This window comes from Acinetobacter sp. YH12137, from assembly GCF_013418535.1.
Taxonomy (GTDB): Bacteria; Pseudomonadota; Gammaproteobacteria; order Pseudomonadales; family Moraxellaceae; genus Acinetobacter.
Genome location: NZ_VPBW01000002.1, coordinates 129118 through 155344, shown reverse-complemented (window position 1 = coordinate 155344; position 26227 = coordinate 129118). Strand labels below are relative to the sequence as shown.

Annotated in this window: 30 protein-coding genes; 10 read left to right on the top strand and 20 right to left on the bottom strand. The window is 42.0% G+C overall.

From position 1 onward, the window contains the following. Positions 1-24: 24 nt before the first annotated feature. On the top strand, positions 25-249 hold the full coding sequence (locus FTU72_RS01935; protein ID WP_004786091.1) for a hypothetical protein: 225 nt from the start codon (positions 25-27) through the stop codon (positions 247-249). 381 nt (positions 250-630) lie between these two features. Then, positions 631-1194, top strand: a complete 564-nt coding sequence (locus FTU72_RS01930) for a lecithin retinol acyltransferase family protein (RefSeq protein WP_125278319.1) — start codon at positions 631-633, stop codon at positions 1192-1194. A gap of 117 nt (positions 1195-1311) precedes the next feature. On the opposite strand, the gene FTU72_RS01925 is transcribed toward FTU72_RS01930, so the two are convergent. Together FTU72_RS01925 and FTU72_RS01920 are read right to left on the bottom strand one after the other, a co-directional pair. After that, positions 1312-2223, bottom strand: a complete 912-nt coding sequence (locus FTU72_RS01925) for a bestrophin family protein (RefSeq protein ID WP_166136623.1) — start codon at positions 2221-2223, stop codon at positions 1312-1314. A 66-nt stretch (positions 2224-2289) separates the two neighbouring features. Then, on the bottom strand, positions 2290-4017 hold the full coding sequence (locus FTU72_RS01920) for a glutamine--tRNA ligase/YqeY domain fusion protein (RefSeq protein ID WP_179992322.1): 1728 nt from the start codon (positions 4015-4017) through the stop codon (positions 2290-2292). A gap of 430 nt (positions 4018-4447) precedes the next feature. Here FTU72_RS01920 and FTU72_RS01915 point away from each other — a divergent pair, with 430 nt between their 5' ends. Together FTU72_RS01915 and FTU72_RS01910 are read left to right on the top strand one after the other, a co-directional pair. Further along, a complete protein-coding gene (locus FTU72_RS01915) occupies positions 4448-4957 on the top strand; it encodes a peptidylprolyl isomerase (RefSeq protein ID WP_004786097.1) in 510 nt (169 codons plus the stop codon). Positions 4958-5111: 154 nt separating this feature from the next. Further along, a complete protein-coding gene (locus tag FTU72_RS01910; RefSeq protein ID WP_179992321.1) occupies positions 5112-5837 on the top strand; it encodes a UDP-2,3-diacylglucosamine diphosphatase in 726 nt (241 codons plus the stop codon). 37 nt (positions 5838-5874) lie between these two features. On the opposite strand, the gene FTU72_RS01905 is transcribed toward FTU72_RS01910, so the two are convergent. Then, positions 5875-6093 (bottom strand): hypothetical protein, encoded by a 219-nt coding sequence (locus FTU72_RS01905; RefSeq protein ID WP_004786100.1) that lies wholly within the window; start codon positions 6091-6093, stop codon positions 5875-5877. Positions 6094-6745: 652 nt separating this feature from the next. Next, the gene (gene hpaI / locus FTU72_RS01900; RefSeq protein ID WP_180025439.1) at positions 6746-7540 is read right to left on the bottom strand and encodes a 4-hydroxy-2-oxoheptanedioate aldolase; all 795 of its coding nucleotides are present in this window, start codon (positions 7538-7540) and stop codon (positions 6746-6748) included. A 245-nt stretch (positions 7541-7785) separates the two neighbouring features. Here hpaI and nfsB point away from each other — a divergent pair, with 245 nt between their 5' ends. After that, positions 7786-8439 (top strand): oxygen-insensitive NAD(P)H nitroreductase, encoded by a 654-nt coding sequence (gene nfsB / locus FTU72_RS01895; protein ID WP_166136614.1) that lies wholly within the window; start codon positions 7786-7788, stop codon positions 8437-8439. A 107-nt stretch (positions 8440-8546) separates the two neighbouring features. Then, positions 8547-8774 (top strand): hypothetical protein, encoded by a 228-nt coding sequence (locus FTU72_RS01890; protein ID WP_004786112.1) that lies wholly within the window; start codon positions 8547-8549, stop codon positions 8772-8774. On the opposite strand, the gene FTU72_RS01885 is transcribed toward FTU72_RS01890, so the two are convergent. The 4 genes from FTU72_RS01885 to FTU72_RS01870 all read right to left on the bottom strand — a co-directional run bounded on the left by FTU72_RS01885 (position 8737) and on the right by FTU72_RS01870 (position 12451). After that, positions 8737-9591 carry a DMT family transporter gene (locus FTU72_RS01885; protein WP_179992319.1) on the bottom strand — a complete coding sequence of 285 codons (855 nt, stop codon included), beginning with the start codon at positions 9589-9591 and terminating at the stop codon, positions 8737-8739. The genes FTU72_RS01890 and FTU72_RS01885 overlap by 38 nt on opposite strands. An 85-nt stretch (positions 9592-9676) precedes the next feature. Beyond that, positions 9677-10714, bottom strand: coding sequence for a class II fructose-bisphosphate aldolase (gene fba / locus FTU72_RS01880; RefSeq protein WP_104426189.1), 1038 nt, complete (start codon positions 10712-10714; stop codon positions 9677-9679). A 120-nt stretch (positions 10715-10834) separates the two neighbouring features. Continuing rightward, positions 10835-11113 (bottom strand): hypothetical protein, encoded by a 279-nt coding sequence (locus tag FTU72_RS01875; RefSeq protein WP_052026304.1) that lies wholly within the window; start codon positions 11111-11113, stop codon positions 10835-10837. 150 nt (positions 11114-11263) lie between these two features. After that, entirely contained in the window at positions 11264-12451 is a 1188-nt protein-coding gene (locus FTU72_RS01870; protein WP_034702596.1) for a phosphoglycerate kinase, read from the bottom strand. A 141-nt stretch (positions 12452-12592) separates the two neighbouring features. On the opposite strand from FTU72_RS01870, the gene FTU72_RS01865 reads away from it, so the two are divergent. From FTU72_RS01865 to FTU72_RS01855, 3 genes are read left to right on the top strand one after another with little or no spacing between them, the layout of a single operon-like run. Then, positions 12593-12976 carry a DUF2237 family protein gene (locus FTU72_RS01865; RefSeq protein ID WP_034170328.1) on the top strand — a complete coding sequence of 128 codons (384 nt, stop codon included), beginning with the start codon at positions 12593-12595 and terminating at the stop codon, positions 12974-12976. Beyond that, the gene (locus FTU72_RS01860) at positions 12976-13569 is read left to right on the top strand and encodes a nucleoside triphosphate pyrophosphatase (RefSeq protein ID WP_034702599.1); all 594 of its coding nucleotides are present in this window, start codon (positions 12976-12978) and stop codon (positions 13567-13569) included. Before FTU72_RS01865 ends, FTU72_RS01860 begins: the two co-directional genes overlap by 1 nt. A 24-nt stretch (positions 13570-13593) precedes the next feature. Then, a complete protein-coding gene (locus tag FTU72_RS01855) occupies positions 13594-14763 on the top strand; it encodes a cupin domain-containing protein (RefSeq protein ID WP_180052341.1) in 1170 nt (389 codons plus the stop codon). A gap of 85 nt (positions 14764-14848) precedes the next feature. On the opposite strand, the gene FTU72_RS01850 is transcribed toward FTU72_RS01855, so the two are convergent. From FTU72_RS01850 to FTU72_RS01830, 5 genes are all read right to left on the bottom strand, one after another. After that, a complete protein-coding gene (locus FTU72_RS01850) occupies positions 14849-16711 on the bottom strand; it encodes an ATP-binding protein (RefSeq protein ID WP_180011840.1) in 1863 nt (620 codons plus the stop codon). Between the two features lie 59 nt (positions 16712-16770). Beyond that, complete coding sequence (locus FTU72_RS01845) at positions 16771-17454, bottom strand: response regulator transcription factor (RefSeq protein WP_180033475.1); 684 nt, start codon at positions 17452-17454, stop codon at positions 16771-16773. Between the two features lie 222 nt (positions 17455-17676). Then, complete coding sequence (locus FTU72_RS01840) at positions 17677-18474, bottom strand: glutathione S-transferase N-terminal domain-containing protein (protein WP_034702605.1); 798 nt, start codon at positions 18472-18474, stop codon at positions 17677-17679. Between the two features lie 101 nt (positions 18475-18575). Beyond that, a complete protein-coding gene (gene rraA, locus FTU72_RS01835) occupies positions 18576-19085 on the bottom strand; it encodes a ribonuclease E activity regulator RraA (protein ID WP_125278329.1) in 510 nt (169 codons plus the stop codon). A gap of 12 nt (positions 19086-19097) precedes the next feature. After that, on the bottom strand, positions 19098-19763 hold the full coding sequence (locus FTU72_RS01830) for an NAD-dependent epimerase/dehydratase family protein (protein WP_034702612.1): 666 nt from the start codon (positions 19761-19763) through the stop codon (positions 19098-19100). Between the two features lie 213 nt (positions 19764-19976). Between FTU72_RS01830 and rpsT the strand changes: the two genes are divergently transcribed. After that, positions 19977-20246, top strand: a complete 270-nt coding sequence (rpsT, locus tag FTU72_RS01825) for a 30S ribosomal protein S20 (RefSeq protein WP_004786139.1) — start codon at positions 19977-19979, stop codon at positions 20244-20246. A gap of 139 nt (positions 20247-20385) precedes the next feature. Here the strand turns inward: rpsT and FTU72_RS16335 are convergent, their stop codons facing one another. The 7 genes from FTU72_RS16335 to FTU72_RS01795 all read right to left on the bottom strand — a co-directional run bounded on the left by FTU72_RS16335 (position 20386) and on the right by FTU72_RS01795 (position 26222). Next, a complete protein-coding gene (locus FTU72_RS16335) occupies positions 20386-20508 on the bottom strand; it encodes a hypothetical protein (RefSeq protein ID WP_004786141.1) in 123 nt (40 codons plus the stop codon). A gap of 121 nt (positions 20509-20629) precedes the next feature. After that, the gene (locus tag FTU72_RS01820; RefSeq protein WP_179992317.1) at positions 20630-21379 is read right to left on the bottom strand and encodes a histidine phosphatase family protein; all 750 of its coding nucleotides are present in this window, start codon (positions 21377-21379) and stop codon (positions 20630-20632) included. Positions 21380-21439: 60 nt separating this feature from the next. Next, entirely contained in the window at positions 21440-22291 is an 852-nt protein-coding gene (locus FTU72_RS01815) for a 3'(2'),5'-bisphosphate nucleotidase CysQ (protein ID WP_179992316.1), read from the bottom strand. 327 nt (positions 22292-22618) lie between these two features. Continuing rightward, a complete protein-coding gene (locus FTU72_RS01810) occupies positions 22619-23002 on the bottom strand; it encodes a hypothetical protein (RefSeq protein WP_257220226.1) in 384 nt (127 codons plus the stop codon). Further along, the gene (locus FTU72_RS01805) at positions 23002-23544 is read right to left on the bottom strand and encodes a glycoside hydrolase family protein (protein WP_180052342.1); all 543 of its coding nucleotides are present in this window, start codon (positions 23542-23544) and stop codon (positions 23002-23004) included. Before FTU72_RS01805 ends, FTU72_RS01810 begins: the two co-directional genes overlap by 1 nt. Continuing rightward, positions 23537-23800: a holin gene (locus tag FTU72_RS01800; protein ID WP_180052343.1), complete on the bottom strand. Its 264-nt coding sequence runs from the start codon at positions 23798-23800 to the stop codon at positions 23537-23539. The genes FTU72_RS01805 and FTU72_RS01800 overlap by 8 nt, the downstream gene beginning before the upstream one ends. A gap of 100 nt (positions 23801-23900) precedes the next feature. After that, positions 23901-26222, bottom strand: a complete 2322-nt coding sequence (locus FTU72_RS01795; protein ID WP_180052344.1) for a hypothetical protein — start codon at positions 26220-26222, stop codon at positions 23901-23903. Positions 26223-26227: the final 5 nt, after the last annotated feature.

Here is a 26227-nt window from a genome sequence, read left to right as displayed (position 1 = left end):
TGTTAGGTTGTGTATGAAGGCTCTATGAGTTTCTGGCAGAAGTTGTTTTCAGATGAACAACAAAATGAACACAAGAACCAGATTGCTTGTGTTGAAAATGATTGCTCTTGCAAGACAAATGAACAGCTCCTTGAAGCACTGTCTAAAGCAACTGATGAAGATATCATTATCGGAATCAAAAAAGTTCTAGCTTCTCGCGGTTACAGCCGTAAAGAACTCAATGAACTTCAGCACCTGCCGCTGCAATAAGCAGCTTAGGTCTTGATAAAAAGCATTTGCATACGCAAATGCTTTTTTTATATCTATCATTTGGATTTTTGCCTACCCTTCTTTGCTTTTAATCAGGTGGAACCTACTCCTTCTATCTAAACCTAAGTGTCTATATCTTTATTTCTTTTCAAATATGCAGATAAATGACTTTTCATATTTACTTAGGCTATTTAAACATTATAATTTTAGATCTATCCAATCAGTTCACATACAGCATTTATAAGGTTCGAGAAATTTAAGGATGACTGTCTAGACAACGAATTCTGGATAGAATTAAGTTCTAAAACATCGATTAATTCACAAAAAAACAGTACACTTGCTGTTTAAAATACACTTGTTATTAAATGGCTTAATCTTTACATGCAGCGAACTAAACGGTTTCCCATAGGTGCGCATCTTATGGTTAAACATTTCGGTTATACTCATCACGGGATTTATGCCGGGCGTGGTCGTGTCATCCACTATTCCGGTTTTGCACATTTATTTAAAAAGCATCCAATTGAAATCACCTCAATTGAGAAATTCAGCAATGGCAAACCGATTCAGATCCAGTATTATGCCTCAGCAAAATACAAAGGCCGTAAAGTGGTTCGTCGTATGCGTTCCAGAATGCATGAAAATAACTATCACCTGATTATCAATAATTGTGAACATCTCTGTACCTGGGCAATCACTGGTGTAGAAAGCAGCCCACAAGTCATTCAGATGATGAATCGCCTGACGACGATCGGTTATATCAGCTCCATGATGAGCTTTATGAATAGCCTTTTCCTGACCTTGACGACCACCTGTTTCGCTCTAGCTCTCTATATCAAGAAAAAGCTACGTGACAAGGCCAAACAACGTTTAGAGCAATATCGTGAGCTACATGAGCAGGTTAAAAACAATAGCCCAGATCTTGGCAATCATTTAAAACATCGCTAGGGTCATAGTTTCTTGCTTTTAAAATTTTTAAGCCAGCCACTCAAAAATAATTTAAAAATAAGATGATTTTCATTTAATTTATTTAATGATTAGCTTTTCAATAAAATCAGTTTAAACCTAAGTTAAATAAGCTTTTTTAGCTTTAATCGCTTCAGGTAATTCTTGTCCTAAAGAACTCAGGGTTTCACGTTCGATCAATCTTACAATAGAGTCTAAAGGCAGATCATTATCCTGAAATCCAAAAGGCTCTTCCAGTTCCGCACTCAGTTCATCTAACCCTAACAGCATATAGGCAATCAGGCCGACTAGAATCGGAGTCCATAAACCAAGACTGGCTTCCAGACTAAATGGCAGGATAAAACAGAAAGAATAAACAGCACGATGCAACAGCACCGAATAGGAAAATGGTAACGGCGTCGACAGGATCCGGTCACAACCCGCCTGTATATCGCCTAAAGCCACTGTATGCTGATTCAGATTGTTATAAATAATGTCTGTAATCTTGCCTTGTTTATAGAGCAGAACCAAATCTTTCTGGATTTGTTCCAGTACCCATTGTGATGCATTGATATGCGTGGGCAATTGATCAAATGCAGCAACTTCAAAATTAGTGTGGGCTTGGTAATGCTGAATACTTTGCTGCTTCTGTCTCAAACGGTCACGTAATAAATGAGTAAACAGCATCATTCGATACAACAGGATTTCACGTGACTGATCATCAAGGACATAGCTATCACGGCATAAATGACGTGTCGTAGCAATCAGCGCTCCCCACAGCTTGCGCCCTTCCCACCAACGGTCATAACAGGCGGTGTTACGAAAGCTGAGAAAAATCGACAGAATCACCCCGAAGATGGTAAAGCCTATGGCCGGCACTGCAGGAAAGCTAAAAAAATGCGCCTGACGCAGATAGACCAGCAAGCCTGAAAGAAAAATTACCAGCCCCAAGGCAGGCAGAACTTTAGGCAAAATTGTGCCATGCCATGCAAACAGCAGACTAAAGCTATTACTTTTATCACGAACAATCATTCATTCTTTCCTGCCACGATTGAAAAAGCCCAACCGGAGTTGGGCTTTTTAGGGATTTCGCTTAAATTATTTGCCAGGTTTAAAGCTGTCTTTCAAATCTAGAATACGGTTGAACACTGGTTTGTCGCTGGTATGATCATATTGATCCGCTACGAAATAGCCTTCACGTTCAAACTGGAAACGATCTTCCGGTTTTGCCTCAGCCAGCGCAGGCTCAATAACTGCTTGAACCACTTTCAATGATTCAGGGTTCAGATTCGCCAGGAAGTCATCCCCAGTTTCTGGATCAGATTCAGTGAACAGACGATCGTAAATGCGAACTTCGGCAGGAATACCTTTGGTTGCAGATACCCAGTGAACTACACCTTTTACTTTACGGCCTTCAGGATTTTTACCTAAAGTTTCAGGATCGATTGAGCATTTCAATTCAACCACTTCACCGTTCGCATCTTTAATCACTTCATCACATTTGATGACATAAGCATGACGAAGACGCACTTCACCACCCGGGATTAGGCGTTTGAAGCCTTTAGGTGGCTCTTCTTCAAAGTCTTTATGGTCGATATAGATTTCTGAAGTGAGCGGAATAATACGTTCGCCCATATCTACGTTTGGATGACGTGAATGAGTCAGATCCATATCCGCTGGCAAATTGGTTAAAGTCACTTTCAGTGGATTCAATACTGCCATACCGCGAGCTGCAGTATTTTCTAAAGATTGACGGATGCAATATTCAAGCATTGCTACATCAACGATACTGCCATCGACTTTAGACACACCTACACGCTTACAGAAATCACGTAGACCTTCAGGCGTGAAACCGCGACGGCGCATACCGACAACTGTCGGCATACGTGGATCATCCCACCCATTGACATAACCGCCTTCAACCAGCTTACGCAGCTTACGTTTAGAAGTGATGGTGTAATCAACATTCAGACGGCTAGATTCGTATTGACGTGGAACTGATGGCGATTTAACTTTTTCCACCACCCAGTCGTAGAATGGACGGTGATCCTGGAATTCCAGTGTACAAAGTGAATGCGTAATGCCTTCAATCGCATCTGATAATGGATGCGCATAGTCGTACATTGGATAAATTTTCCATTTATCGCCAGTTTGGTGATGCGCAGAATGCAGAATACGATACAGGATTGGATCACGCATATGCACATTTGGTGAGTTCATATCTATCTTGGCACGCAATACCGCTTCGCCTTCAGCATATTCACCAGTACGCATTTTCTCGAAACGCTCAAGGTTTTCTTCCACAGTCGCATCGCGTTGTGGCGAGTTTTTACCTGGCTCTACAAAGTTACCGCGGTTTAGCTTGATCTCTTCCGGAGTTTGCAGATCCACATAGGCATCGCCCTGTTCAATCAGTTGAATTGCCCATGCATATAACTGATCAAAATAGCTTGATGCATAGCGTGGTTCACCATTCCACTGGAAGCCCAGCCATTTCACATCATTGGCAATACCATCCACATATTCCTGCTCTTCTGCATCGGGGTTGGTATCATCAAAACGCAGGTTGCACAGGCCACCAAATTCTTCAGCAATACCAAAGTTCAGGCAGATCGCTTTTACATGACCAATATGCAAATAACCATTTGGTTCAGGCGGGAAACGGGTGACCACTTGCTGGGTACGACCAGCTGCTAGATCGTCAGTAATCACCTGACGTACAAAGTCTAAGCCTGGTTGTTGTTCCTGCTGCTGCACTGAATCGACTGCATTCTTATTTTGGGTCGGGTTGTCGGGCAGAGACGTCACAACATCATTTGGCTTCATGATTAATCATTCACTTCTAAAGTTAAAAAGGGATTAATGAATATGCAGTAGCTCACGCGGTCTAACTGTATTCACTAAATAAAGGTTCTTTAGTTTAACTATAGGTGAATGATCTCTCAACCGTTAACTTAGGTATTTGATTTCAATTCGTTCATTTTCAAATTGGAAAATACAATAGCTTACCAAATCGTAAAATATCCGCTTTTGACTGAGCCAGCAGATCAGTGCATGCTCTTAGGGTCAGACAAGCTTTATGAAGACGCATGATCTCGAAGAAATGACTTTGTAAATCAATGCATAAATAAGATACGATTTTTATGTTTTTAACAAAGAAAATTATGTTTTTGCTTGCCTTGTCGATTGTAGTTTGCTTATGCTTCCTTCATTCAGAAAAAACCATGGCATTAGTCCATGATTAGGAGATTACACAATGAGTTTTCCTCAAGTCGAATTAAACACCAATAAAGGTCGTATTGTTCTTGAATTAAACGCTGAAAAAGCACCTAAAACAGTAGCTAACTTCTTGCAATATGTACGTGACGGTTTTTATGACGGCGTAATTTTCCACCGCGTTATTGATGGTTTCATGATCCAGGGCGGCGGCATGGATGAAAACTTCAAAGAAAAAGCAACACGTGATGCGATTGAAAACGAAGCTGACAACGGTTTAAGCAACGATGTAGGCACCATTGCAATGGCACGTACTCAAGCACCTCACTCTGCTTCTGCTCAATTCTTCATTAACGTGAAAAACAACTCTTTCCTTAACCATACTGGCAAAACTGCACAAGGTTGGGGTTATGCCGTATTTGGTAAAGTAGTTGAAGGCATGGATGTTGTTGATGCAATCAAAGGTGTTCGCACTGGCAACCGTGGCTACCACGCTGACGTTCCTCTAGAGAACGTTGTGATCGAATCTGCAAAAATCATTTCTGAGTAATTTTAAATCCTCCCTAATCCTCCTTTAATAAAGGAGGGAACCACCATTTTTAAAGATGGTTTTTCTCCTCCCTGAGTAAGTTTTAAAGCACTGCTTTTAAAACGAAACGCAAGAAAGGGAGGTCGGGAGGGATTAAAAAATAAGGAAAAGATTCGTGACCTATCTGTTTATCTCAGATTTACATTTGTCACCTGATCACCCTCGACTCGTTCGGGGGTTTTTAGATTTATTAGCAGCTTATCAGCATAAAAATACCCAACTGTATATTTTGGGCGACTGGTTCAATGCCTGGATTGGAGATGACTACACTGCTCCCTGGCTGGATGAAATCGTCAGTGCTTTAAAACAGTTTAACCAGGCCGGCAATCAAATCTATTTTCTCATCGGTAACCGTGACTTTGCCTTAGGCCAAGATTTTCTGGATCAATTTTCCGGACAGCTTTTACCTGAAATGACCAGTTTAAATATCGGTTCGATCCGATACCGGATCGAACATGGCGATGCACTCTGTACCGATGATGTGTCCTATCAACGTTTCAGAAAAATCATCCGTCATCCCTGGATGTTAGGTTTTTTAAGAAAAATGCCTCTTAGCTTTCGAGCCAGACTCGCCAACGGTTTCCGCAAGAAAAGCCATGAAGCACAGCAATTGAAAAGCTATGAGGTTATGGATGTAAACCCATCTGCGGTAGAAGCAGCACTCAAAGAAGCAGATGTGCTGATTCATGGACATACTCACCGCGCTGCAATCCATGATGTAAATGGTAAAAAAAGAGTTGTTTTAGGAGATTGGAAAGCTGATTATGCTGAGATTTTAGAGCTGGGCAGCTCGGATATTGATATTCATAACATTCAGCTAAAAATCTGGTATTACCCATAAAAAAAGCAACTGCGAGCAGTTGCTTTTTATATTTTATTTAACTTAAACGGTATAACTGGTTAAAACCAGTATAGAAACTTTTACCATCCAGATTAAATGGATATTGTTCACCATTTTCAAGTTCAATCATCTTGCCCACATTGACCATAATCATACCATTGATGGTATTTTGCTGACGTTGCATTGGTACAACTTTGACTTGAATTTCACAACCATTAATGGCGGTCGCGATAGACCATGTATTTAAATTTTTCAAAATATTCACTCATAATATGAGCTTTTTGTGATTAAACAAGGAGAGCTATAGACTAAAAATAAATCTTATTTCTGGGTTTGCTAGAGTTTTTTTAACAGGAAAACCTGTCTTTCGTGTATCACAATCAGCTAAAAATAAACCAGCGAAAACAGTATTCGCTTTAAAGTAATTATCTTATAACTCTTTTTTGACCAAATAGCAAAATTACATTGTAATGACATATGTCAAGAGTAGTATTTTTCAGATGCTTTTTCGCCTATCTGAATGTCCAGTAAAGAAGTATTTCAACATATAAAACAAACCGATCAACATCATGATACTAAAGCCAGAGATCAAATCACCTGAATCAAGAAAGTTTAAAACTGCCAGATATCCACTAAGCAATGTATAAGTCAGCATTAAAGACGAATAAGATACGTTGCCCTAAATGATAACGTTGTTGTTTTTTTGCTCATGGATCTGTTTTTGCTGCTCAAAAAATATATCAATTTCTTCTGGTTTCATTTTACAATCCCACCCATCTTATTTTTTAAACTACTATAGCTAAAGTAAATAAAAAAGCTCTGACAAATCAGAGCTTTTATAAAATATCTTCTATGTAAGTAATCAATATTGAGAAACCACAATTTACGACTCTCTGATATTTTTATAATCAATAACCGCCTTCTGACTTGATGACTTCAGCATCAGGTTTATATTTCGCCAAAAGTTCACGAAGCGAATTCATCAGAACACTGGTATCAACCCCTACTGCAACGAACTCAGTTCCAATGTCCAAATATTTCTGGGTAGCTTCATGCTGCGTCGATAAAATCCCAGCAGCCTTACCTGATGCACGAATCCGCTGAATAGCGTCTACTACTGCTTTTTGTACTTCAGGATGGTTCGGATTCCCCTGATAACCCATAGTCGCTGAAAGATCTACCGCCCCAATAAATACACCATCAATCCCCTCAATCTTGAGGATTTCATCCAGATTTTCCAGACCTGTCACCGATTCAATCTGAATTAACAAACAGATATTTTCATGAGCAGTCTGATAATAATTCGGGATACTGTTCCAGCGTGTCGCACGTGCCAGCGCAGCACCCACACCACGAATTCCTTCCGGTGGATAACGGACTGCTTTGACCATTAATTCGGCCTGCTCCACAGTTTCTACCATAGGAATCAATAAGGTCTGTGCGCCAATATCCAGTAACTGCTTGATCAGTTGTACACTGCCGATTGGTGGGCGTACTACAGCTTGAGATGGATAAGCAGCGATACTCTGTAATTGAGAGAGCGTTGTTCTTAAATCGCTTGGGGCATGCTCGCCATCAATCAAGAGCCAGTCATAGCCTGCATTTGCCGCAATTTCTGTTCCATACGCGTCAGCCAGTCCGACCCACAAGCCAATTTGCTGCTGCGTCTTTAATTTACGTTTAAAGTAATTGGTATATTGCATCGGCCCACCTATCTTGCATGCTATTGCCTGAAGTCCTTATTAAACTCCTGTTACCAGAAACTGCCAATATACAAAAGCTTGCTTTTTATCTGATTTAACTCTTAGTTTTTCATAAAATTTCACTCAAGATTATATAAATATAAACTTTGCCGATGATGTTTTTATTGTAATAATCTTTTGATCAGAAAAATCTAGATGCCTAAAGCATATTTCTAAACGCCTTATCAAAAGATTGGAGTCCATCAATGGATTTACTCAAGATCGCTCAAACCCGTTATACCACTAAAGCTTATGACCCTAACAAGAAGGTTCCAGCAGAACAATTTGAACGTTTATTAGAAATCTTACGCCTGACGCCATCTTCGATTAACATTCAGCCCTGGCATTTTTTTATTGCCGACAATGATGCCGCTAAACAGCGTATTGCCAAAGCACTAGTTGGAACTTATGCCTACAATGCTCCCAAAGTGCTGGACTCTTCACATACCATTTTATTTTGTACCAAAGCCGATATTGACGAGTTACATCTGGACAATCTGTTAAATCGTGATGATCTCAGTGGTCGTTTTAAAGATGAGAGCGCCAAAGAAGGTCAAAAGAATACCCGTACCGGCTATGTACATTATTATCGTAATGAAAAAGGCGATATTCAGCGCTGGGCAGAAAACCAGACCTTTATTGCATTGGGACAGATCTTACTGGCTGCAGGAAGTGAAGGTATTGATGCCACACCGATCGGTGGTTTTGATGAAGACATTCTGAGTGAGGAATTACAGTTAGCTGAACAAGGCCTGATTCCATCAGTACTGCTTACTTTAGGTTATCGCAGTGAAAATGATTTCAATGCCAAATTGCCTAAATCTCGTCTGCAAGCTGAAGATATTTTCACCAAACTGTAAGCATTTTATGGTATAAAAGGGGTCTAGTGCCCCTTTTCTTGTCAATTCGGGCCTAATTTTTGCTTTATTCTCCAAACATCCAACTAGAATAACAATTAGAGGTACCCATGTCTGTTTTACCATCCAGCTCTTTAAAATTCGAATGCAAACACTGCGATAAGATCTATTTACATCACTATGCTAATGCCCAGCATCGTTATCCGCATTGTCCAGACTGCAAACAGGCAGGCTTATTGCTTGGACGGGCTGAAAAAGAAGACCTGTTACGTTATCCGCTTGAATTTGCATCTTCCTATGTTAAACAGACATTGCATATGCTAGGCAAACAACACTAATCACACCTAGAATCAACCCGATCACACTTGCAGGTTTGAGTCGTTCTTTAAAGATGAACAATCCTGCAATCACACCAAAAATCACCACCAGAATATTCATGCCCGCAAATACAATCGCTGGCGTATCTTTGAGCATCATGTGTGCTTTGACGTAAAAAGCAATATTGGCAAAGTTCAACGCACCCAATAACAGACCGAAACCAATATCCTTGCCAGAACCCAGATGACGATATTGCAGCAGCAGATAGATCATCGACAGAATCATGGCGCAGATAAACATCAAGTTCAGTGCCACAGCAAATTGTAGACCAAGGCTGGTGGTATATTTCAACAAGACATCAATCAGTGCATAACCAAACCACACCAGACCCAGAAAAAACATTCCCTGCCTGGAGCTTTCTGATGCCTGACGGTGTGAGAATAGAATGCACAGTACGGAACTTATGCCTAAGACAATACCCAGCATCTTGAGCTGGTTAAATTGTTCCTGAAAAATGAAATAAGCAGCGGCCAGTGATAGTACAACCGATAATCGCTGGGCAATTTCAGTTTTTAAGATTCCTGCTGTCTGTAATGACTTGGCCAGAAATAGAAATACGCTCGGCAATAAAACGCCAAGCGCCAGAATCAGTAGCCATGGAGTCTGACTCATGGAAATATGCTGGATGTCTGGCTTGAACCAGAAAAAACACAATACGCTGGCTGTAACATAATTCCAGCTAATCATGTGGATGGGGCTCAAGCCTCTATTTTTAGCAATTTTTAAGAGTATCGAGACTGCAACACTACATAATGCTGCAATAAAAATCAGTTCCATATGCTGCTCTTATTCTTCATCTTTATTTAAATATAAAAAAGCCCACATTCGCTGTGGGCTCTTCTTATAAATTATTCACAAGGAATTATTTATAACGCTCAACCATTTTCTCTAAAGAGATTGGGCGAATCTTGTCTGCATTACCTGCAGTACCAAATGCTTCATAACGGTCGATACAGATTTGCTTCATTGCATCTACAGTTGCGCTGAAGAATTTACGTGGATCGAATTCGCTTGGTTTTTCAGCCATCATACGGCGCATTGCACCTGTAGACGCTAAACGCAAGTCAGTATCGATGTTGATTTTACGAACACCGTGTTTGATCGCTTCAACCAGTTGCTCAACAGGAACACCATAAGTTTCTTTGATGTCGCCGCCATACTGATTAATCACAGCCAGCCATTCTTGTGGCACAGAGCTTGAACCGTGCATTACAAGGTGAGTATTTGGCAGTGCTTCATGAATTTCTTTAATGCGGTCAATTGCAAGAATATCGCCTGTAGGTGGACGAGTAAACTTGTATGCACCGTGAGAAGTACCCACAGCAATGGCTAATGCGTCAACATTGGTATCTGCAACGAATTGACGAGCTTCTTCAACTGAAGTTAGCAGTTGAGAATGGTCAAGTACGCCTTCAGCGCCTACACCATCCTCTTCGCCTGCCATACCTGTTTCAAGGCTACCCAGACAGCCGATTTCACCTTCTACTGAAACGCCACATGCATGTGCCATTTGTACAGTACGGCGAGTCACATCAACGTTGTATTCGTATGAAGTTGGTGTTTTACCATCTTCACCCAGTGAACCGTCCATCATAACTGAAGTAAAGCCTAACTGGATTGAACGTTGACATACGTCAGGGCTAGTACCATGATCCTGGTGCATTACCACTGGAATATGTGGCCATTCTTCAACTGCAGCCAAGATAAGGTGACGTAAGAATGGTGCACCTGCATATTTGCGAGCACCTGCAGATGCCTGCACGATCACAGGTGAATTCGTTGCATCTGCTGCGAGCATGATTGCGCGCATTTGTTCTAAGTTGTTTACGTTAAACGCTGGTACGCCGTAAGCATGTTCGCCGGCGTGATCCAAGAGCTGGCGCATCGAAATAAGAGCCATAATATCCTCCCAGGTAATGGGCCATATTCTACATGTTCAACTATTGCAATACAGCCAAAAAATACAATATTTTATAAAAAATCCCTGCAAAAGCAGGGATTTTTACTTGCATAGTCTGAGTTAAGGTGTCATAGGCTCAGAAGCACCTGATACAGATTGATCTACAGTTGCGGCATCTGCAGGTGCATTGGCAATTTCAGCCGGAACATCTGTATTTTTTTCATCCAGAACCGGTTTATCAATCGCATCAATTGCGGCTTGCTGTTCCGGACTAATGCTCTCTTCATTTACAGCTGTTGTATTTTCTACGTTCTCTGCCGGTGTATTTTCCTGCTGGGTACAGGCAGTAAAAATAAAAGATGCTGCCAGCAATGCAGCTAAAGTGAGGTGCTGTTTCATCAAAAGATCTCATCTTCATACTCTATTGTCTGCATCTTATGACAGCTTTATTGCACTTTAATGAATCATTGATGAACAGATCTGGAATAAATAAGCGATAAAAATAAAAAAAGCTGGCATCAAGCCAGCTTTTTACATTAGGGCATGCGATTAAGCACGCTCTAACAATACCGCAACTGCAGGAAGTGTTTTGCCTTCAACGAATTCAAGGAATGCACCGCCACCAGTCGAGATGTAGCCAATTTTGTCAGCAACTTCGTATTTGTCGATTGCAGCTAAAGTATCGCCACCACCAGCAATCGAGAAGCCTTCAGATTCAGCAATTGCTAAAGACAGTGCTTTAGTACCTTCACCGAACTGATCTACTTCGAATACGCCGACTGGACCATTCCAAAGGATTGTTTTAGACGTTTTCAGGATTTCAGCAAATGCTTTTGCAGTTTCTGGACCCACGTCAAGGATCATGTCATTGTCTGCAACATCTTCAACTTTCTTCACAGTCGCTTTCGCTGCAGCCAATGAACCCAGGAAGTCATCAAAGTTGATTTCAGAGGCATCAGCAACCACAACATCAGTTGGAAGCGGAACTGAAACTTTTGCGGCAATCGCTTTCGCTGTATCGATCAGGTCATTTTCACACAGTGATTTACCTACATTGTAACCAGCAGCTGCAAGGAACGTATTTGCGATACCACCACCAACGATCAATTGATCACAGATATCAGACAATGAAGTCAAAACATCAAGCTTGGTAGAAACTTTAGAACCCGCAACGATCGCAACCATTGGTTTTTCAGGCGTTTTCAATGCACGGCCAAGAGCATCTAGCTCAGCTGCCAATAAAGGACCTGCTGCTGCTACTTTAGCTAAACGAGCGACACCTTCAGTTGATGCTTCTGCACGGTGTGCAGTACCAAATGCATCCATCACGAATACGTCACAAAGTGCTGCATATTTTGCTGCAAGTTCAGGATTGTTTTTCTTTTCACCCACGTTGAAACGGCAGTTTTCCAGTAAAACCACTTGACCCGGCTGAACTTCAACACCGTCCAGATAGTCTGTGAAAAGTTTTACTTCCTGACCCAATGCTTCAGTCAGATAAGCTGCTACAGGCGCAAGAGACTGTTCAGCCTTCGGCTCACCTTCAACTGGACGACCAAGGTGTGAATACACCATGACAGCCGCGCCCTTTTCTACTGCAGCTTTAATTGTTGGTAATGCAGCACGTAGACGCGCATCGCTAGTGATTACACCATTTTTAACCGGTACATTTAAATCTTCACGGATCAGAACACGTTTACCCGTCAGGTCAAGGTCAGTCATACGCTGAAAGTTCATTGTAGAGCTCTCTTTATAGATATTAAAAACGAGGCGATTTTAAATGATTATGCAGAAAAAGGTTAGCATCTTTTGCAGAAAACATTATGAATGCCAAAGTTTTGTTATGATAGAAAAAAGCTTCTTCCAGATTCAGTACCTATGTCGATACATCCTGATCCTAATCTTAACCGTCTTAATGTTCTGGGCGAGCCTTTGGCAAGCTGTTGTTTTGATCCCATTACTGGGTATTTCCGTAATGGCTTTTGCCATACCGCACCTACCGATCTGGGACAGCACACTGTCTGTGCACAGATGACCTCTGAATTTCTGAATTTTTCCCAGAAAGTGGGCAATGACCTGATTACACCATTACCAGAACTGGGATTTCCTGGACTGCAACCTGGTGATTTCTGGTGTATCTGCGTTACACGCTGGGTAGAAGCTTATGAAGCTGGACAAGCGCCACCGATCAAGCTGCAAGCCTGTCACAAAGCTGTCCTTGCTTACGTTCCTCTCCATATTTTAGAAGAATACGCTGTCTAATGAATACCGCAAAAATCATCTTGGCTTCTTCAAGCCAGACCCGTAAAGAACTGATGAACCGTCTACGTCTTGATTACGTATCGGTCGTCCCGGACATAGATGAATCACCCCAAGGTGAAAATCATGCGGATGAATTAGCCAAACGCCTGGCTTTTGAAAAAGCTCGTCATATCGCTGAGCTACATCCTGATGCGATTGTAATTGGTTCTGATCAGGTAGCCTGGCGTGAAGGCGCACCAGATATCTTTATGGGTAAGCCTTTAACAATAGAAAAGGCCATTCGCCAGCTGCAGGCCAATTCGGACAAGATTGTGTATTTCAGTACAGCGCTCAGCGTTCAGCAGAAATCTACCGGTTTTGAACGTACGCTGGTAGAACATTACAAAGTCAAATTCCGCAAACTGTCTCAAGCGGAAATTGAGCGTTATGTAGAGATCGAACAGCCGCTGCATTGTGCCGGTAGTTTTAAATGTGAAAGCCTTGGGATTAGTCTGTTTGAAACCATGATCGGTCAGGATCAAACTACCCTGATGGGTATGCCAATGATTCAGCTATGTAATATTCTTCGTGAGCTAAAGATTTTAGTTCCTTAATCTCCTTTATTTTAGGCTTTATTTATGTCCCTACCTCTAGACGTTTTAGGCGGTATTACCGCTGAACAATTCCTTGCCGAATACTGGCAAAAAAAACCGCTGCTGGTACGTAATGCCATGCCTGAAATCGCAGGCCTGCTAGAGCCTGATGATGTGATGGAGCTAGCACTTGAAGAAAATGTCACTGCACGTCTGATCAAGCAGAAAGATCGTGATCCAAATCAGTGGTCGGTCAAGACATCTCCTTTATTAAAAGCTGACTTCCAGAAGATGCCTAAGCTTTGGACTTTACTGGTTCAGGCTGTGGATCACTATTCTTTCGACCTGTCTGAACTCTGGAAAAAGTTTGCCTTTATCCCTCAATGGCGTCGTGATGACATCATGGTGTCTTATGCACCTCAAGGCGGTTCAGTCGGTCAACATTTCGACTTTTATGATGTTTTTCTGGTTCAAGGCTATGGTCATCGCCGCTGGCAACTGGGGCAAATGTGTGATGCTGAGACCGAACTTGTACCGGGGCAGCCATTAAAATTATTGCCAGAAATGGATGTGAATTTTGATGAAGTCCTTGCACCCGGTGATTTGCTGTATATTCCACCCGGTCTGTCTCATTACGGCTTAGCAGAAGATGACTGTCTGACTTTCTCTTTTGGTTTCCGTATGCCAAATGTCAGTGACATGATGGACCGTGTAGGCGATAAATTTTCGGAAAATGAAGTCTTACGCAATCCATTGACTGACATCATTCGCGATCATATCAGTGCTGCGGGTGAAGTCACAGGCAATGAACTTGAATATCTGAAAGGCAAAATCATGGAGCAGTTGCATAACTCCAATGTGCTTGAAGATGCCATCATGAGCCTGATGTCAGAACCAAAATATGAAGAGAATATTCCGGAAGCTGAAGAAATTGGTACAGGTGATCTGGAAGAAGCACTTGATCAGGGCTATAGCCTGATGCTTGAACCCGCTTCACGCTTACTCTATACAGAAGAAGATGGTGAAACCTTATTCTGGGCCAATGGTGAGGGAATCTGTATTTCTGAAGCATTTACTTCAAAACTGAAGCAGATTGCTGATGGTGCGCGTGTCTTATTGGATGAAGATTTCGCTGACGAAGATATACTGGAGGATGTTGCTGAGCTATTGAATGATTCTGTACTGATGCTAGTGCCACCGGCTGAAGAAGAGTAAGTTTTTATATCTCGGTCATTTTAAGTCTATAAAAAAAGAGGATCATATGATCCTTCTTTTTTATGTATGTATAATTTTGAGATGATTAAGGCTGATAGAGTTCCATCACCACGTGTACGCAAGTATCGCCTTTCGCAGACTGAATATCCAGCATTCCACCCATGCGTTCAATACGCATTTTCATACTGCGCATACCAATGCTCATGCCATTTTTCTGCACCATCTCCGGATTAAAACCGATACCATTGTCCTGAATTTTTAAAGTCAGTTGATGTGGTTGTGTATATTCCATACTCACACTCACTTTTGTGGCCTGACTATGCTTGATAATATTGGTCAAGCTTTCTTCTACCACACGGATCAGGGTCAGACATTGTAAAGCCGTAGGTTCACGCTGCCAGACTTTAGGAAATGACCATTCTACGGCGATATCTATTTCTTCCAGCAATTGAGTAAATCGGTAACGTACTGGCGCAATCCAGATCACTGGCGTTTCAGGCACTTTATTGTCAATAGAAGAACCGCTATCGATGATTTGACGCAGGTCATCCCTAAGCAGCTTCAGCATAGATAAAAACTGTCGATTGGAAATGTTTTCGGTACTTTGATCCACCAGAATCATGGAACGCACAATCGAGCCACCTAGTCCATCATGCAGTTCATGTGACAGATTAATCCGTTCCTGCAAACGCACATTATCCAGTTCCAGCTTATGCTGATCACTCAGGCTTTTATTTAGATCTGCACTGACTTGCCGTACTTTGGATTCCAGCTGCGTATTAAATTTTTCGATTTTTTTAATATTACGATTCAGTCGTGTCCCCATAATTAGCACAACAAACAGAATAATAATCGGTGATGTATAAGGTGATAAAGGTGAGAATTCACTAACCGCCGTTCGCCCCAGAATAATCAGATCTATAATGACACACAGCAAAATTCCCCACAGACAAAGCATCAGAAACAGATATTCGCCATTTCGAGTTTTAATTGCCCAGTAGCTAACATAGATGACACAACTAATATAAAGCAGCACATAGCAGACAAAAGCAACACTTAGCACTGCTTCTAAATGATCTAAAGAACTGGCTATGATGAATAGACTGAATAAAGCAGTCACCCCGATAAGTCCCCGCTCCAAACGCTGAAATTTCTGCTTCAAGAACCGAATTAGATACAGACAAAAACAGTGCATATAGAGGATAAAGAAAATCAGATTGGCTTTACCGGCCCATATACTGGAGGGAAAAGGAAAATTCTCTGTGGTTAATACATTGGAGATAAACAGAATCCACAATAATGAACTCAACGCCAGCCAGCCAAAAGTGGTTTCTGAACGTCGGAATAGCCAGATAATCAGGCTAATGACTCCAATCGTACCGGATAGAATCATATTGATCTGAAAGAGCGTACGGCGATCCCAGATCTTTTTTGAGTAATGCTGGTCATTGGCCATGATGTTGTGAAATTCAATTCTGCCAAGCCCTGCACCCTGGAAACTATAGCCTCGTACATAAATCAGCAGTTCATTGTCTGTCTGCTTCAAGCCCGCAATGGGCAAAATCCAGTAACGTGGTACATTCCAGCTTTTAGACAAAGGCTCTTGCAGGTTTTGATCCGACCACAGCAGATCATCATTCAGGAAAACAGCTCCAGCAGAGTTCAGATAATCAATACCAAAAACAATGGGTTCAGCGAGACGTATATTGTCCTGACAAGACCAACCCCAGCGAATTTTATACCAGGCACCCCCATTATATTTCGGCCAGTTATTTTTCCAGTTATCCGGTAATGTTACAGGTTGCCAGCCCGCCTCCGGAATTTCGAGATGACTTGGGACTTGAACTTTTTGTTGCTGTTCAATGTTCACCTGACAAAGCTCGTTAATCTGAAAATTATTCTGTGCCAAGCTGATGCAAGAGAATAGGCTCAGCCAGCTCCCTATCATTAATAGAGCGAAGAGCCTTAGTCTTTGCCCAAACATCTTGCTAACAGACAGCATTCGCACTAAAGAATACCTAAATGCCGGGCGGTGCTGACTGCTTTGGTCCGCTTGCTAACAGAGAGTTTGCGGTAAATATGCTTGATATGACTTTCAACGGTATAACGTGACACGCAGAGTTCATCAGCAATTTCACGATTGCTGAGCCCCTGTGCCACCAATGAAAGAATTTCTTTTTCCCGTTGAGTCAAGCTTTCCTGTTCAGGATCAAGTACGATCTGCTCCAAAGAGGAAGATGGCTCTGAACTGGAAATCTGCTTGAGAATTTCCCGTGCAATAAAAGGATCAATGGGTGCGCCGCCACGCAAAATACTACGAATTGCCAGACTTACTTCTGTATCATCACGTTCCTTGAGTACATAACCAGTTGCTCCTGCTTTAATTGCTTTTAGCAGACTGTCCTGAATACTCCAAGCGGATACGACGAGTATCAAAGTTTGTGAACCGAGCTCATGTATTTTTTCAATAATGGAAATGCCATTTCCATCTGGCAATCCAAGATCAATCAGTGCTAAACAGAACGGTTCTTGCTGCAGAAGATATTCGGCTTCCCTGACATTATTGGCGAATAGCAATACCTCATCACTATACCCCAGATCCTTCAATATGTTCTTTAAACGGCACTGAATGACATATTCGTCTTCAACAATTAATACAGGTACCGGTAGCACGGCGTCTTGTGCTGTCATAAGCACACCCCTTATCGTTATTCTTATCACCCCATTGAAATTAAAATATAAACAAAAAAAGAAGAAAAATCATGAGTTTTTTTAACTTTATTGTGAGTAGCTCTAAGTATGAATAATTTTGAAAGCAGAGTTCTTGTTCTTGGAAAATTTAAATTTATAAACCATAAAAATGCCATCTATTTTCAGATGGCAATTTTTTATCTTCCAAATATTAGGAGCAGTTTATTTTTTGCTTTTCTTCTCAGGACCATATTGCTGCTTCAAATACTCCACAATATCTTTGGACTCAAACATTTTTGTATTGGTATTTGGGTCAACCAGATAAGGAACCTGAATATTATCTCCCATTACTTTTAAGACCTGTTCACGCTTACCACCCGGTAAAGGTTCATATTTCCCCGGTTTTAAACGCAGTTTTGCCAGACCTTGATCCTGCCAACGTTCTTTTGCCACATTATGATAGATGTAAGGGATTTCCAGTTCAGACAATACGCCACGGACAATACGGGTATATGGACTGGCTTCAAAGCCCCACAGCTCAAGAAGCTGTTCAGGCGCAGGGCTATTCTTCGACAACGGTTTAGCCATGCCACCACGTAGACCATTCACCATCGTACCTGCAATGGCAGCAACCGGCACTTTTGGATAATTTGAATATTTGGCTGGAGTCTTACCTGTCTTGCCATAATGCTTAAACAGGTGATGAATAATATCCTGAGATTCGTATAGCTTATCTCCGGTATTTTCATCTACTAAAAATGGAAACTGAAGTTTGCCACCTTGCTGTTTCACTTCGGGACGAAAGCGTTTACCGCCTCGTGGGCACGGATACACTTCATAATCGAGATTCAGTAAAGTCATGACCTCACGGACACGACGACAGAATGGCGATCCTTCATATTCATAAAGCTTGAGAGGCTTTTCAGGCTGATTCGGAAATGGTGTTCCAGTGGTACCACGTCCACCTTCCAGAAATGCGGATGCCAATGCCTGTGCTACTTTAATCTGATGGCCTAACATATCGTCTGTCCTCTTTATTATTTTCAAACCGTGAAAGCAGCAATCTAAACTGCCTGACTTCCACGGTATAGCTTGTTTTTGTATATTTTCAATAACCGGAATTAGTCCACCAGTTGCTCTTTGGACAGGACAATGCCGTTGTTATCAGCATAGACATACTCGCCTGATTTAAAGGTCACGCCACCAAAATAAAGCGGCACATCTACCTCACCAATCCCCTTACGGTTGCTCTTTTGAGGAATAGAAGCTAAAGCATGTACACCAAGATCAAGCTCAGCAATCGCATCGACATCACGGACACAGCCGTAGATAATTACACCATTCCAGTGGTTTTTCACCGCAGACTCAGCAATCAGGTCACCCATCAATGCACAACGCATCGAAGCACCACCATCTACAACCAGAACCTTGCCGGTACCATCTGTCGCCAATAACTCTTTTACTCGAGAGTTATCTTCAAAACATTTTACGGTCACAATCTGGCCGCCAAAGCTTTTACGTGCACCATAGCTTCTAAAGAATTTGCCATCCAGGCATGGGGTGACCACCTGCAAGTTTTTATCCGGATTGTCATCAAGCAGGTCACAAGTTACAAATGGTACGCTGGACACGATTTTTTACCCTCATTTCATTTTTTGTATGGCTAAATTATCATAAATTTCAAATTTCACAGTCTGATTCAGCGCTGCATATACCATAGTATGAGCCACCTGCTCTGCTGTCACTGGCTTGTATTTAAAAGAATCGGGGATGAAATGCGAAAACTTGTCAAACAGGTTCTGTGCCGCGTCTTCCAGTAAACGCTGATGATCTCGCTCACCAATCAACAAAGAGGGTCGGAACAAGCTGATACGCTCCAGAGACAAGGTCTGGATATAATCCTCTAATTCACCCTTTACCCGGTTATAGAACAGTCTGGATTTTGAATTGGCACCCATCGCACTAATCAACAGATAATGAGCATCCGTTTGCTGCACTAGTTCGGCAAAATGGGCGTTGATGGTGTAATCGGTATTATAAAAAGCTTCTTTGGAGCCGGCTTTCTTTAGCGTGGTACCCAGACAGCTAAAGGCATGAGTATGGCCACTGACATCCTGATCATTGAGCATTAAGAAATCCTCAACGACCACCTGCTTGACCTTGTGCCACTGTTCAAATTCTGGTTGATGTTTACGCACGATGACGCTAATACGCTTACAACTAGGTTCATTTACCAGCTGTTGTACCAAAGTCTTTCCGACCAAGCCTGTAGCGCCAATCACGATAGGATATGTAATGGTTTTAGTCATTTTTTGTACGATCTCCCTGCTTAGATACTAATCTAACGTTTTCTTTAGAATTTTTCTGCAACTAAAATGTTGTCAAAGCATGTCAAGACTTGACTTAAGCCCATAGTTTCCTCAAAATATGGCACTTGTTTACGGGCTGGTGATAGTTCTTCTGATGTGGTTTTCAGTTGAGTTTCAGCCCGCCCAGACCAATCTATTTCAAGGAGTGCACGAGTGGCAAACTCTGCTCAAGCAAAAAAACGTGCTCGTCAAAACGTTAAAGCACGCAAACACAACGCAAGCTTGCGTTCTATGGTTCGTACATATCTTAAACGTACAGTAGCTGCTATTGCTGCTGGCGACTATGCTGTTGCTACTGAAGCTTACAAAAAAGCTGTTCCAGTAATCGACCGTATGGCTGACAAAGGTATCATCCATAAAAATAAAGCAGCTCGTCATAAGAGCCGTTTGAACGCGCAAGTTAAAGCATTAGCTTCTAACTAATCGCAAATCAAAAGAAGCCCTTTTAGGGCTTTTTTTGTGCCTGAAATTTAATACCAAATCAACAATAAAGAATGATGAATACCAGATTATTCCCAATTCTAGTCATAGAAATCTTTTACTTAGACAAAAACAGAATAAACTATTCATCCTTATCCATAGAATGAGGTGTTGTGGTCTGATCTTGCTGCGCATTGTCTGTATCACGCTGACAGGCAGTTAATCCCAGCATAACGACCAGACTTAAAATTGTGATTATTTTCATGATGACTCCTATGCTTCCAAAATTGGTTTAAATATCAGCATAGTGATATTTCATCATTACTCTATTTCACTTTCATACGATAAATGTAAAAAAGCTCAACCTAAATGATTGAGCCTTTGAATTATTTATTTACCTTTAATTCGGCATTCTGAAATTGGGAAATATCCAGCTCATGCACTTTGCCCCGCCAGATCCATTTTAGTTTAGATTCCTCAAATACATCGCCTTCAAACCAGACAAACAGACCTTCCATCATTTTCGGCCAGTCTTCACGACTGACTTCCTGATGCCCAGACATCACTGCAATCATCGCTGCCAGAATGGTGTCATGACTGACCGCCAGACTGAGTCCATACAGCGTTTTCGGATGAGTGTTGTAAATTAATTCCAGTACATCCACTACGCCATTAATGGGATGTTTCATTCCGGGCAAGGCATTATTGACGAAGCTATTGATAAAGCCCAATGCCCCCTGTTTTTTGAAATATGGCCCTGCTTTTTGAATATCCAGTACAAAGCTGCCTGGCTCAACTAGCAAACCCTGTTCAACGATTTCAATCTTATGGGTATGCGGTGCTTTATCCGTTGCATCTGCCCCCTCGATCATCAATGCTGCGGTATCTACACAGCGCTGAATCGGACTCGATATACAATGCTGGATATGCCGATCTGTCTGATTGACCAGATAAGCGCCCCATTCCTGCGCCAGATCACGTCCTTGCGGCGTCAACTGCAAATCATAACCTGCCAGTCCCTGACCAGCGACATCTTCACGCAGAGAATGCCGCGTAAACAGAGTCACAGGTGTCTTGGTATCAGGCAATAAATCTATTGCACTGAGCATACTTGGTGGAAGCAGTTTTAATGCCACAATCTTGCCAACTGATCTATCAACGGAATCTTCCTCACTATACCATGAACGGCTATGAGCTCAATCATTGTCTTGCATGTCCGCCAGTGCCTGTAAGGCTAGTATTTTCATAGCTTCATTCTTATAGGCGATAAATCCGCCATTCAGTAAGGTCTTGCGCTGATTGTAGATGAATGGCCGACCTTCCAGATCAACCAACCCTCCACCAATTCGCTCGAGCATGCATTGACCGGCACTGGTGTCCCATTCCGAGGTTGGATGGAAACGAGGATAAATATCTACCCAGTCTTCAAGAAACATGCAGAATTTATAGGCACTTCCTGCCTTGAACTCGGTGTACGCGCTAAGTTTAGCCAGGCTTTGCAGATACTCGACATATTTAGGTTTTTGCTGGCTGCTCTGACTCAGACCGACAAAGACATCCTGATGATTTATAGCTGCTTCATAACCAAACCATGCCTGATTCTGAATATCGTATTTTAAAGGCATGCCCTGTTCTGGGCAGAAATAAATTAGCTGCTGCGCAGGAACCGCCAAAATAGCAAAGGTAGTCAGACTGCTTCTGACCAGACTGAGATTAATCGTGAATTCTGGGCGCTGATGCAAAAACTCTTTAGTGCCATCCAGAGGATCAAGTAACCAGAAATCTGTCCAGGCATGACGCTGATCCTGCTGCCCCTCTTCTGACAATAAAGGCAATTCTGAGATTTCCGCTAAAGCTTGGGTTAAATAACTATTCACCCGATAGTCTGCCTGGGTCACAGGAGAATCATCACTTTTCTTGACAATATCAAACGCAGCACCTGAACAATAACGCTGATATTCTTCTCGCAAAATTTCACAGGCCTGTGTCAAAATGGGCACAAACTGCAAAATCATCGGATCTTGTGGTGCTATTGTCGCTTTAAACATAGAAAACCTTATATGTCGAATTGCTCAGAAAAACCGCCTGTCATTTTTGATATGGACGGCTAGTTTCACAAGCTACTAATTTAAATAATATTTATTTTAAAAATCATTTAAATCATATTTTTATGTACACATTCCTGTACACACTCAAATATATGCCTTATTTCAGTATAAGCAAAAAGCCCTCACTTGGAGGACTTTTCTACAATACTGATTATAGCTGCATGACGTTGCTTACAATCTACATACTTTCGTCGATCATCGACCATCACCTGCAGCACTTCTTTGGCTTGGCCAGACTTTAATTCCTGTAGATCGGGACAAAGTGTTTTAAGGTTTGCCGGTATTGCCAGCGGTGTTGACTGCTGACACCCCATCGTCATCAAAGCAATTAGTGTGGATATAAACAGGACGTTCAACGATCTTTTGCACTTCACGTGTAATTGTTTCGGTTTTAATGCGCTCAACTTCTTTTGATTCTTCATACTGCTCACCCGCTTGATTGGCTTTTTCCTGAGCTTCTTTTTCAGCATCAAGATACGGTTTTAATTTTTTATCGATTTTGTCCTGACACGTGATTTCAGCATTCAGTACTTTGTTTTGCGCTTTGTCCAGGCGAAAGGTTTGCACCCCACCAATAGCCACGGCGCTTAACAATAGAAATAAGAGAATGCAGATAATCACCTGGTAGAACTTTGCAATGAATGCTGACATCAGTTCACCTCCAAGCATTTGTTGTAGCGTTCCAGCTGGCGAGTCCAGACCCCATAGCAATTATTGGAACGAATGGAACAATCACGCTTTGCGACATACTTCCACTTCAACAGTGACTTGCATGCTTGAACGTAATCACGTGCTTTCAAGTTGCGCAGCATGGAAGATCCAGACCAAGCGCCTGTGCCGTACTGGTAGGTGAAATCCAGATACAGATCATATTCAGGCTGTGAGATTGGAATATTCAGAACGGTTTTATTAAATCGCTGTGCATCTTTATCCATGTGTAATTTGAGATATTCAAACGCCTGTTTGCGGTCAATCGCTGGATCAGTCATTTTGACGCGAACACCGTTTGGATAGACCGTAGTGCCGTGACCAATAGTCGGCACATCCCCTTTGACCGGAATTACCGGCTTAGGTGTGAAGCCTTCTTTTACAGCCGTTGACTGCACCTGCTCATCACTCGGACCTGTAATCCACACCCCTGCAGCAAGTACCAGAGAAGAACCAATCACGTAGTATTTAGTTTTATTAGACACCGCATTGCTCCCGTTCTTTTCTCAGCTCTTGCATTCTGAGTTGATGGATTTCATCGGCACGCTTATTCTCAAGTCGCTTGTAGTACCAGTTCACTGCAAAGCCACCCAGTGCAATAGCGATACCGAGCCAAGCCAGAACATCGATTGAAGCAAGGTATGCCACAAAACCAGAAGCAGCCCCTGCATATGTTGTTTTTGATGCAGCAGAGGAGACAGTTGCTGCCATTTCCATTACTGCTGATTTCTGATCGGACATGCCGCCACCATTATTTTTGACATTAAAAAACCCTGATCTAATTAAAGATCAGGGTTTCTATGCAAATGTTGTGTATCAAAAGCCCTTCGGGGCTTTATATTTATACTAACTTTAATGTAAGCGTGCCACTTGCAACATCAACACTGGAAGCAGTTGGGTTGTGTTGATACAGAGTAACCTCATTTTCTGCTGTGACTTCCGCCCAGATTCGAGTTCCAAGTAGTGGTAGACTGAATGATGGAATAACCATATCGCCAAGTTTAACACCAGTTACAGTGAATGTTGTCGACTGTACCAACCCGGCACCCAGAGCCGCAGGGTTGTGCGTAAATGATGCAGCACGCTCTGCTTTAACTTTCATTACAATACTCGTTGTAGACATGAGTTCAAACTCAAACTCAGGTTGACCGACTAAGTTGTTTACAACAATTGGGTCGCTTGAACCATTGATAGTGATGTCCGCAGGTGGATTGATCGTGATTGTTGGAGAAACAACACCGTTGGTCGGTATGAATCGAACCCGAGCTGAGCCCGTCCCAAACTTAGTGAATGAGTCTAGGTTACTTACAGAAACATTAATTGTGGAAATTAACCTGTTATTGCATATAATGTTTTTTCTAAACTCTTTAATAGCTGTTAAATCAACATTGGCTGTACCGCTAGTTACAGTGCGATCTTGCTCAAAGTCTACCCCACTAATACGAATGGAAGTTCCAAACTTATAACCCCCAGCCATGCGATCATCTGCAAGACGATAATCTCCCATGTGTCTAAGTCTAGAAGTATCCTGTAGTACAGTGGTATTTAGAATTTTAAAATTAACATCAGCTCGGGTGTTTTCAATCACATTGAATGAGTTAGCTTCAACATAAAGACAGCCTAGCGCACCGCCTAGAGCTGCTGAACCAAGTGAACCACCAATCGCCAAGCCAATAAGATTGGACTCTGTTGTTGCAGATTCAATGAATGGAGGGTATAAAGCACCTAATAATATCCCATTAGCGCAAACAGATACGTTAATATTGCCGATAGCATTTAACGACGCATCACCACCACTCGTATAGAAACCACCACCGAAGATATAATTAAGAGTACCTGATCGAACTGTGCTTGGTAGGAGTGGGTATGTTTCAAGCTCACCTGCGTTTTCTGTGGTAAATAACCAATATAGCTCACCATCAATTCTAGCTTGAACTGTACCTTTAATCTGCGTGAAATCAATAATATTACTTACACTTATCACTGATCTCTGTGTGACTGTGCCAGACTTATCGCTAACCCATGTGAAATTGGATGTTACACCCGCAACATAACCAGAAACCATCGAGCTACCGCTACGGTATGCGCGAATCTTGCGAATATTTGCGCCCGTTGTGTTGTTGGATAACCATACACCCCACTGCTTAAACCCATTCCATGCGTAAGTATAGTCAATTGTGAAATGCGAGCAGTTGTACGCACCACCGATCAAAACACCATGATTTACTTTACGGTTAGCGTAGTTGATAGCATTACCGATTGCCCCATCTACTTGAACACCACCCGTCCAAGTTACACCGCTATCTGGTTGGATAGTGAATAATGTGTCAATATTGGTAGTACCGATGTACGTTAGTTTTAAACGTCCAATAATTTGCTTCGTTTTAGAGCCCCCATTACCGCCAAAAACAATACCTTGCGTCACATAAAAGTTACCATCACAATAGGCTTTACCAAAATCTGTTGCGGAGATCGCATTAAAGAACGCTTGTACTTGTGTAGACGCATCATACGTAGTTGGTGCTGCTGTGTACGCTGCGTATTCTGCGGCTGTAAAGAAATCCCAGATAGAAATCATTTCTCGCTTGAGTTTTGGGTAAATGAACTCATTAATTTCATACTGGTTGGTGTCTTTATGAGCTATGAAGGATGAATCCCATCCGCCCTGCACAGCAATCTGAGCCAGTCGCTCCATTAAATAATTGTAGTATTCATCTAGTTGGTCTAGTGCTACACCCTGCTTTCGGATCTCCTCCATAAGATAGGCTTTAAGCTCATCATCTTTACGGTCTACGTAGTTTTTTAATGCATCAATACGTGCGCCTAAAATCCAGTCTGCAACACCTAATTCCTGAAGCTTTAACCAGATCCAGTCAAAGTCCTTATTTACAACCGGTGGTCGGAATGAATTATTGAAGGACTGGTAATTCGTAGTCCGACCAAATGGTGTGTTTCGTTGTAAGGTAATCTTTTTCCCGACTGCTGGTGCAGTGGTGAATACCACATTTCCACCGACTAGGCTCCAAGATTCAATCGATGGTTCAATCTCATCTACTAAAACAATTAAATGATCTTTTGATTCACACTGAAACCCCAGCGCAAAGCTGGTAGTGCTACCGTTTCCGGTGTGTTCGCTGTACGGCGTCTGTTCTGGAACTGCCATGACCT

Bases quoted from the DNA above. Each gene is read 5' to 3' on its own strand.
- FTU72_RS01930 (WP_125278319.1), top strand. From the start codon at position 631: ATGCAGCGAACTAAACGGTTTCCCATAGGTGCGCATCTTATGGTTAAA.
- FTU72_RS01855 (WP_180052341.1), top strand. From the start codon at position 13,594: ATGTCCCTACCTCTAGACGTTTTAGGCGGTATTACCGCTGAACAATTC.
- FTU72_RS01865 (WP_034170328.1), top strand. From the start codon at position 12,593: ATGTCGATACATCCTGATCCTAATCTTAACCGTCTTAATGTTCTGGGC.
- FTU72_RS01870 (WP_034702596.1), bottom strand. From the start codon at position 12,451: ATGAACTTTCAGCGTATGACTGACCTTGACCTGACGGGTAAACGTGTT.
- FTU72_RS01885 (WP_179992319.1), bottom strand. From the start codon at position 9,591: ATGGAACTGATTTTTATTGCAGCATTATGTAGTGTTGCAGTCTCGATA.
- FTU72_RS01810 (WP_257220226.1), bottom strand. From the start codon at position 23,002: ATGTCAGCATTCATTGCAAAGTTCTACCAGGTGATTATCTGCATTCTC.
- FTU72_RS01925 (WP_166136623.1), bottom strand. From the start codon at position 2,223: ATGATTGTTCGTGATAAAAGTAATAGCTTTAGTCTGCTGTTTGCATGG.
- nfsB (WP_166136614.1), top strand. From the start codon at position 7,786: ATGGATTTACTCAAGATCGCTCAAACCCGTTATACCACTAAAGCTTAT.
- FTU72_RS01795 (WP_180052344.1), bottom strand. From the start codon at position 26,222: ATGGCAGTTCCAGAACAGACGCCGTACAGCGAACACACCGGAAACGGT.
- FTU72_RS01840 (WP_034702605.1), bottom strand. From the start codon at position 18,474: ATGTTAGGCCATCAGATTAAAGTAGCACAGGCATTGGCATCCGCATTT.
- FTU72_RS01920 (WP_179992322.1), bottom strand. From the start codon at position 4,017: ATGAAGCCAAATGATGTTGTGACGTCTCTGCCCGACAACCCGACCCAA.
- FTU72_RS01850 (WP_180011840.1), bottom strand. From the start codon at position 16,711: ATGATAGGGAGCTGGCTGAGCCTATTCTCTTGCATCAGCTTGGCACAG.
- FTU72_RS01890 (WP_004786112.1), top strand. From the start codon at position 8,547: ATGTCTGTTTTACCATCCAGCTCTTTAAAATTCGAATGCAAACACTGC.
- FTU72_RS01815 (WP_179992316.1), bottom strand. From the start codon at position 22,291: ATGTTTAAAGCGACAATAGCACCACAAGATCCGATGATTTTGCAGTTT.
- FTU72_RS16335 (WP_004786141.1), bottom strand. From the start codon at position 20,508: ATGAAAATAATCACAATTTTAAGTCTGGTCGTTATGCTGGGATTAACT.
- FTU72_RS01935 (WP_004786091.1), top strand. From the start codon at position 25: ATGAGTTTCTGGCAGAAGTTGTTTTCAGATGAACAACAAAATGAACAC.
- fba (WP_104426189.1), bottom strand. From the start codon at position 10,714: ATGGCTCTTATTTCGATGCGCCAGCTCTTGGATCACGCCGGCGAACAT.
- FTU72_RS01875 (WP_052026304.1), bottom strand. From the start codon at position 11,113: ATGAAACAGCACCTCACTTTAGCTGCATTGCTGGCAGCATCTTTTATT.
- FTU72_RS01845 (WP_180033475.1), bottom strand. From the start codon at position 17,454: ATGACAGCACAAGACGCCGTGCTACCGGTACCTGTATTAATTGTTGAA.
- hpaI (WP_180025439.1), bottom strand. From the start codon at position 7,540: ATGCAATATACCAATTACTTTAAACGTAAATTAAAGACGCAGCAGCAA.
- FTU72_RS01800 (WP_180052343.1), bottom strand. From the start codon at position 23,800: ATGTCCGATCAGAAATCAGCAGTAATGGAAATGGCAGCAACTGTCTCC.
- FTU72_RS01860 (WP_034702599.1), top strand. From the start codon at position 12,976: ATGAATACCGCAAAAATCATCTTGGCTTCTTCAAGCCAGACCCGTAAA.
- FTU72_RS01915 (WP_004786097.1), top strand. From the start codon at position 4,448: ATGAGTTTTCCTCAAGTCGAATTAAACACCAATAAAGGTCGTATTGTT.
- FTU72_RS01830 (WP_034702612.1), bottom strand. From the start codon at position 19,763: ATGACTAAAACCATTACATATCCTATCGTGATTGGCGCTACAGGCTTG.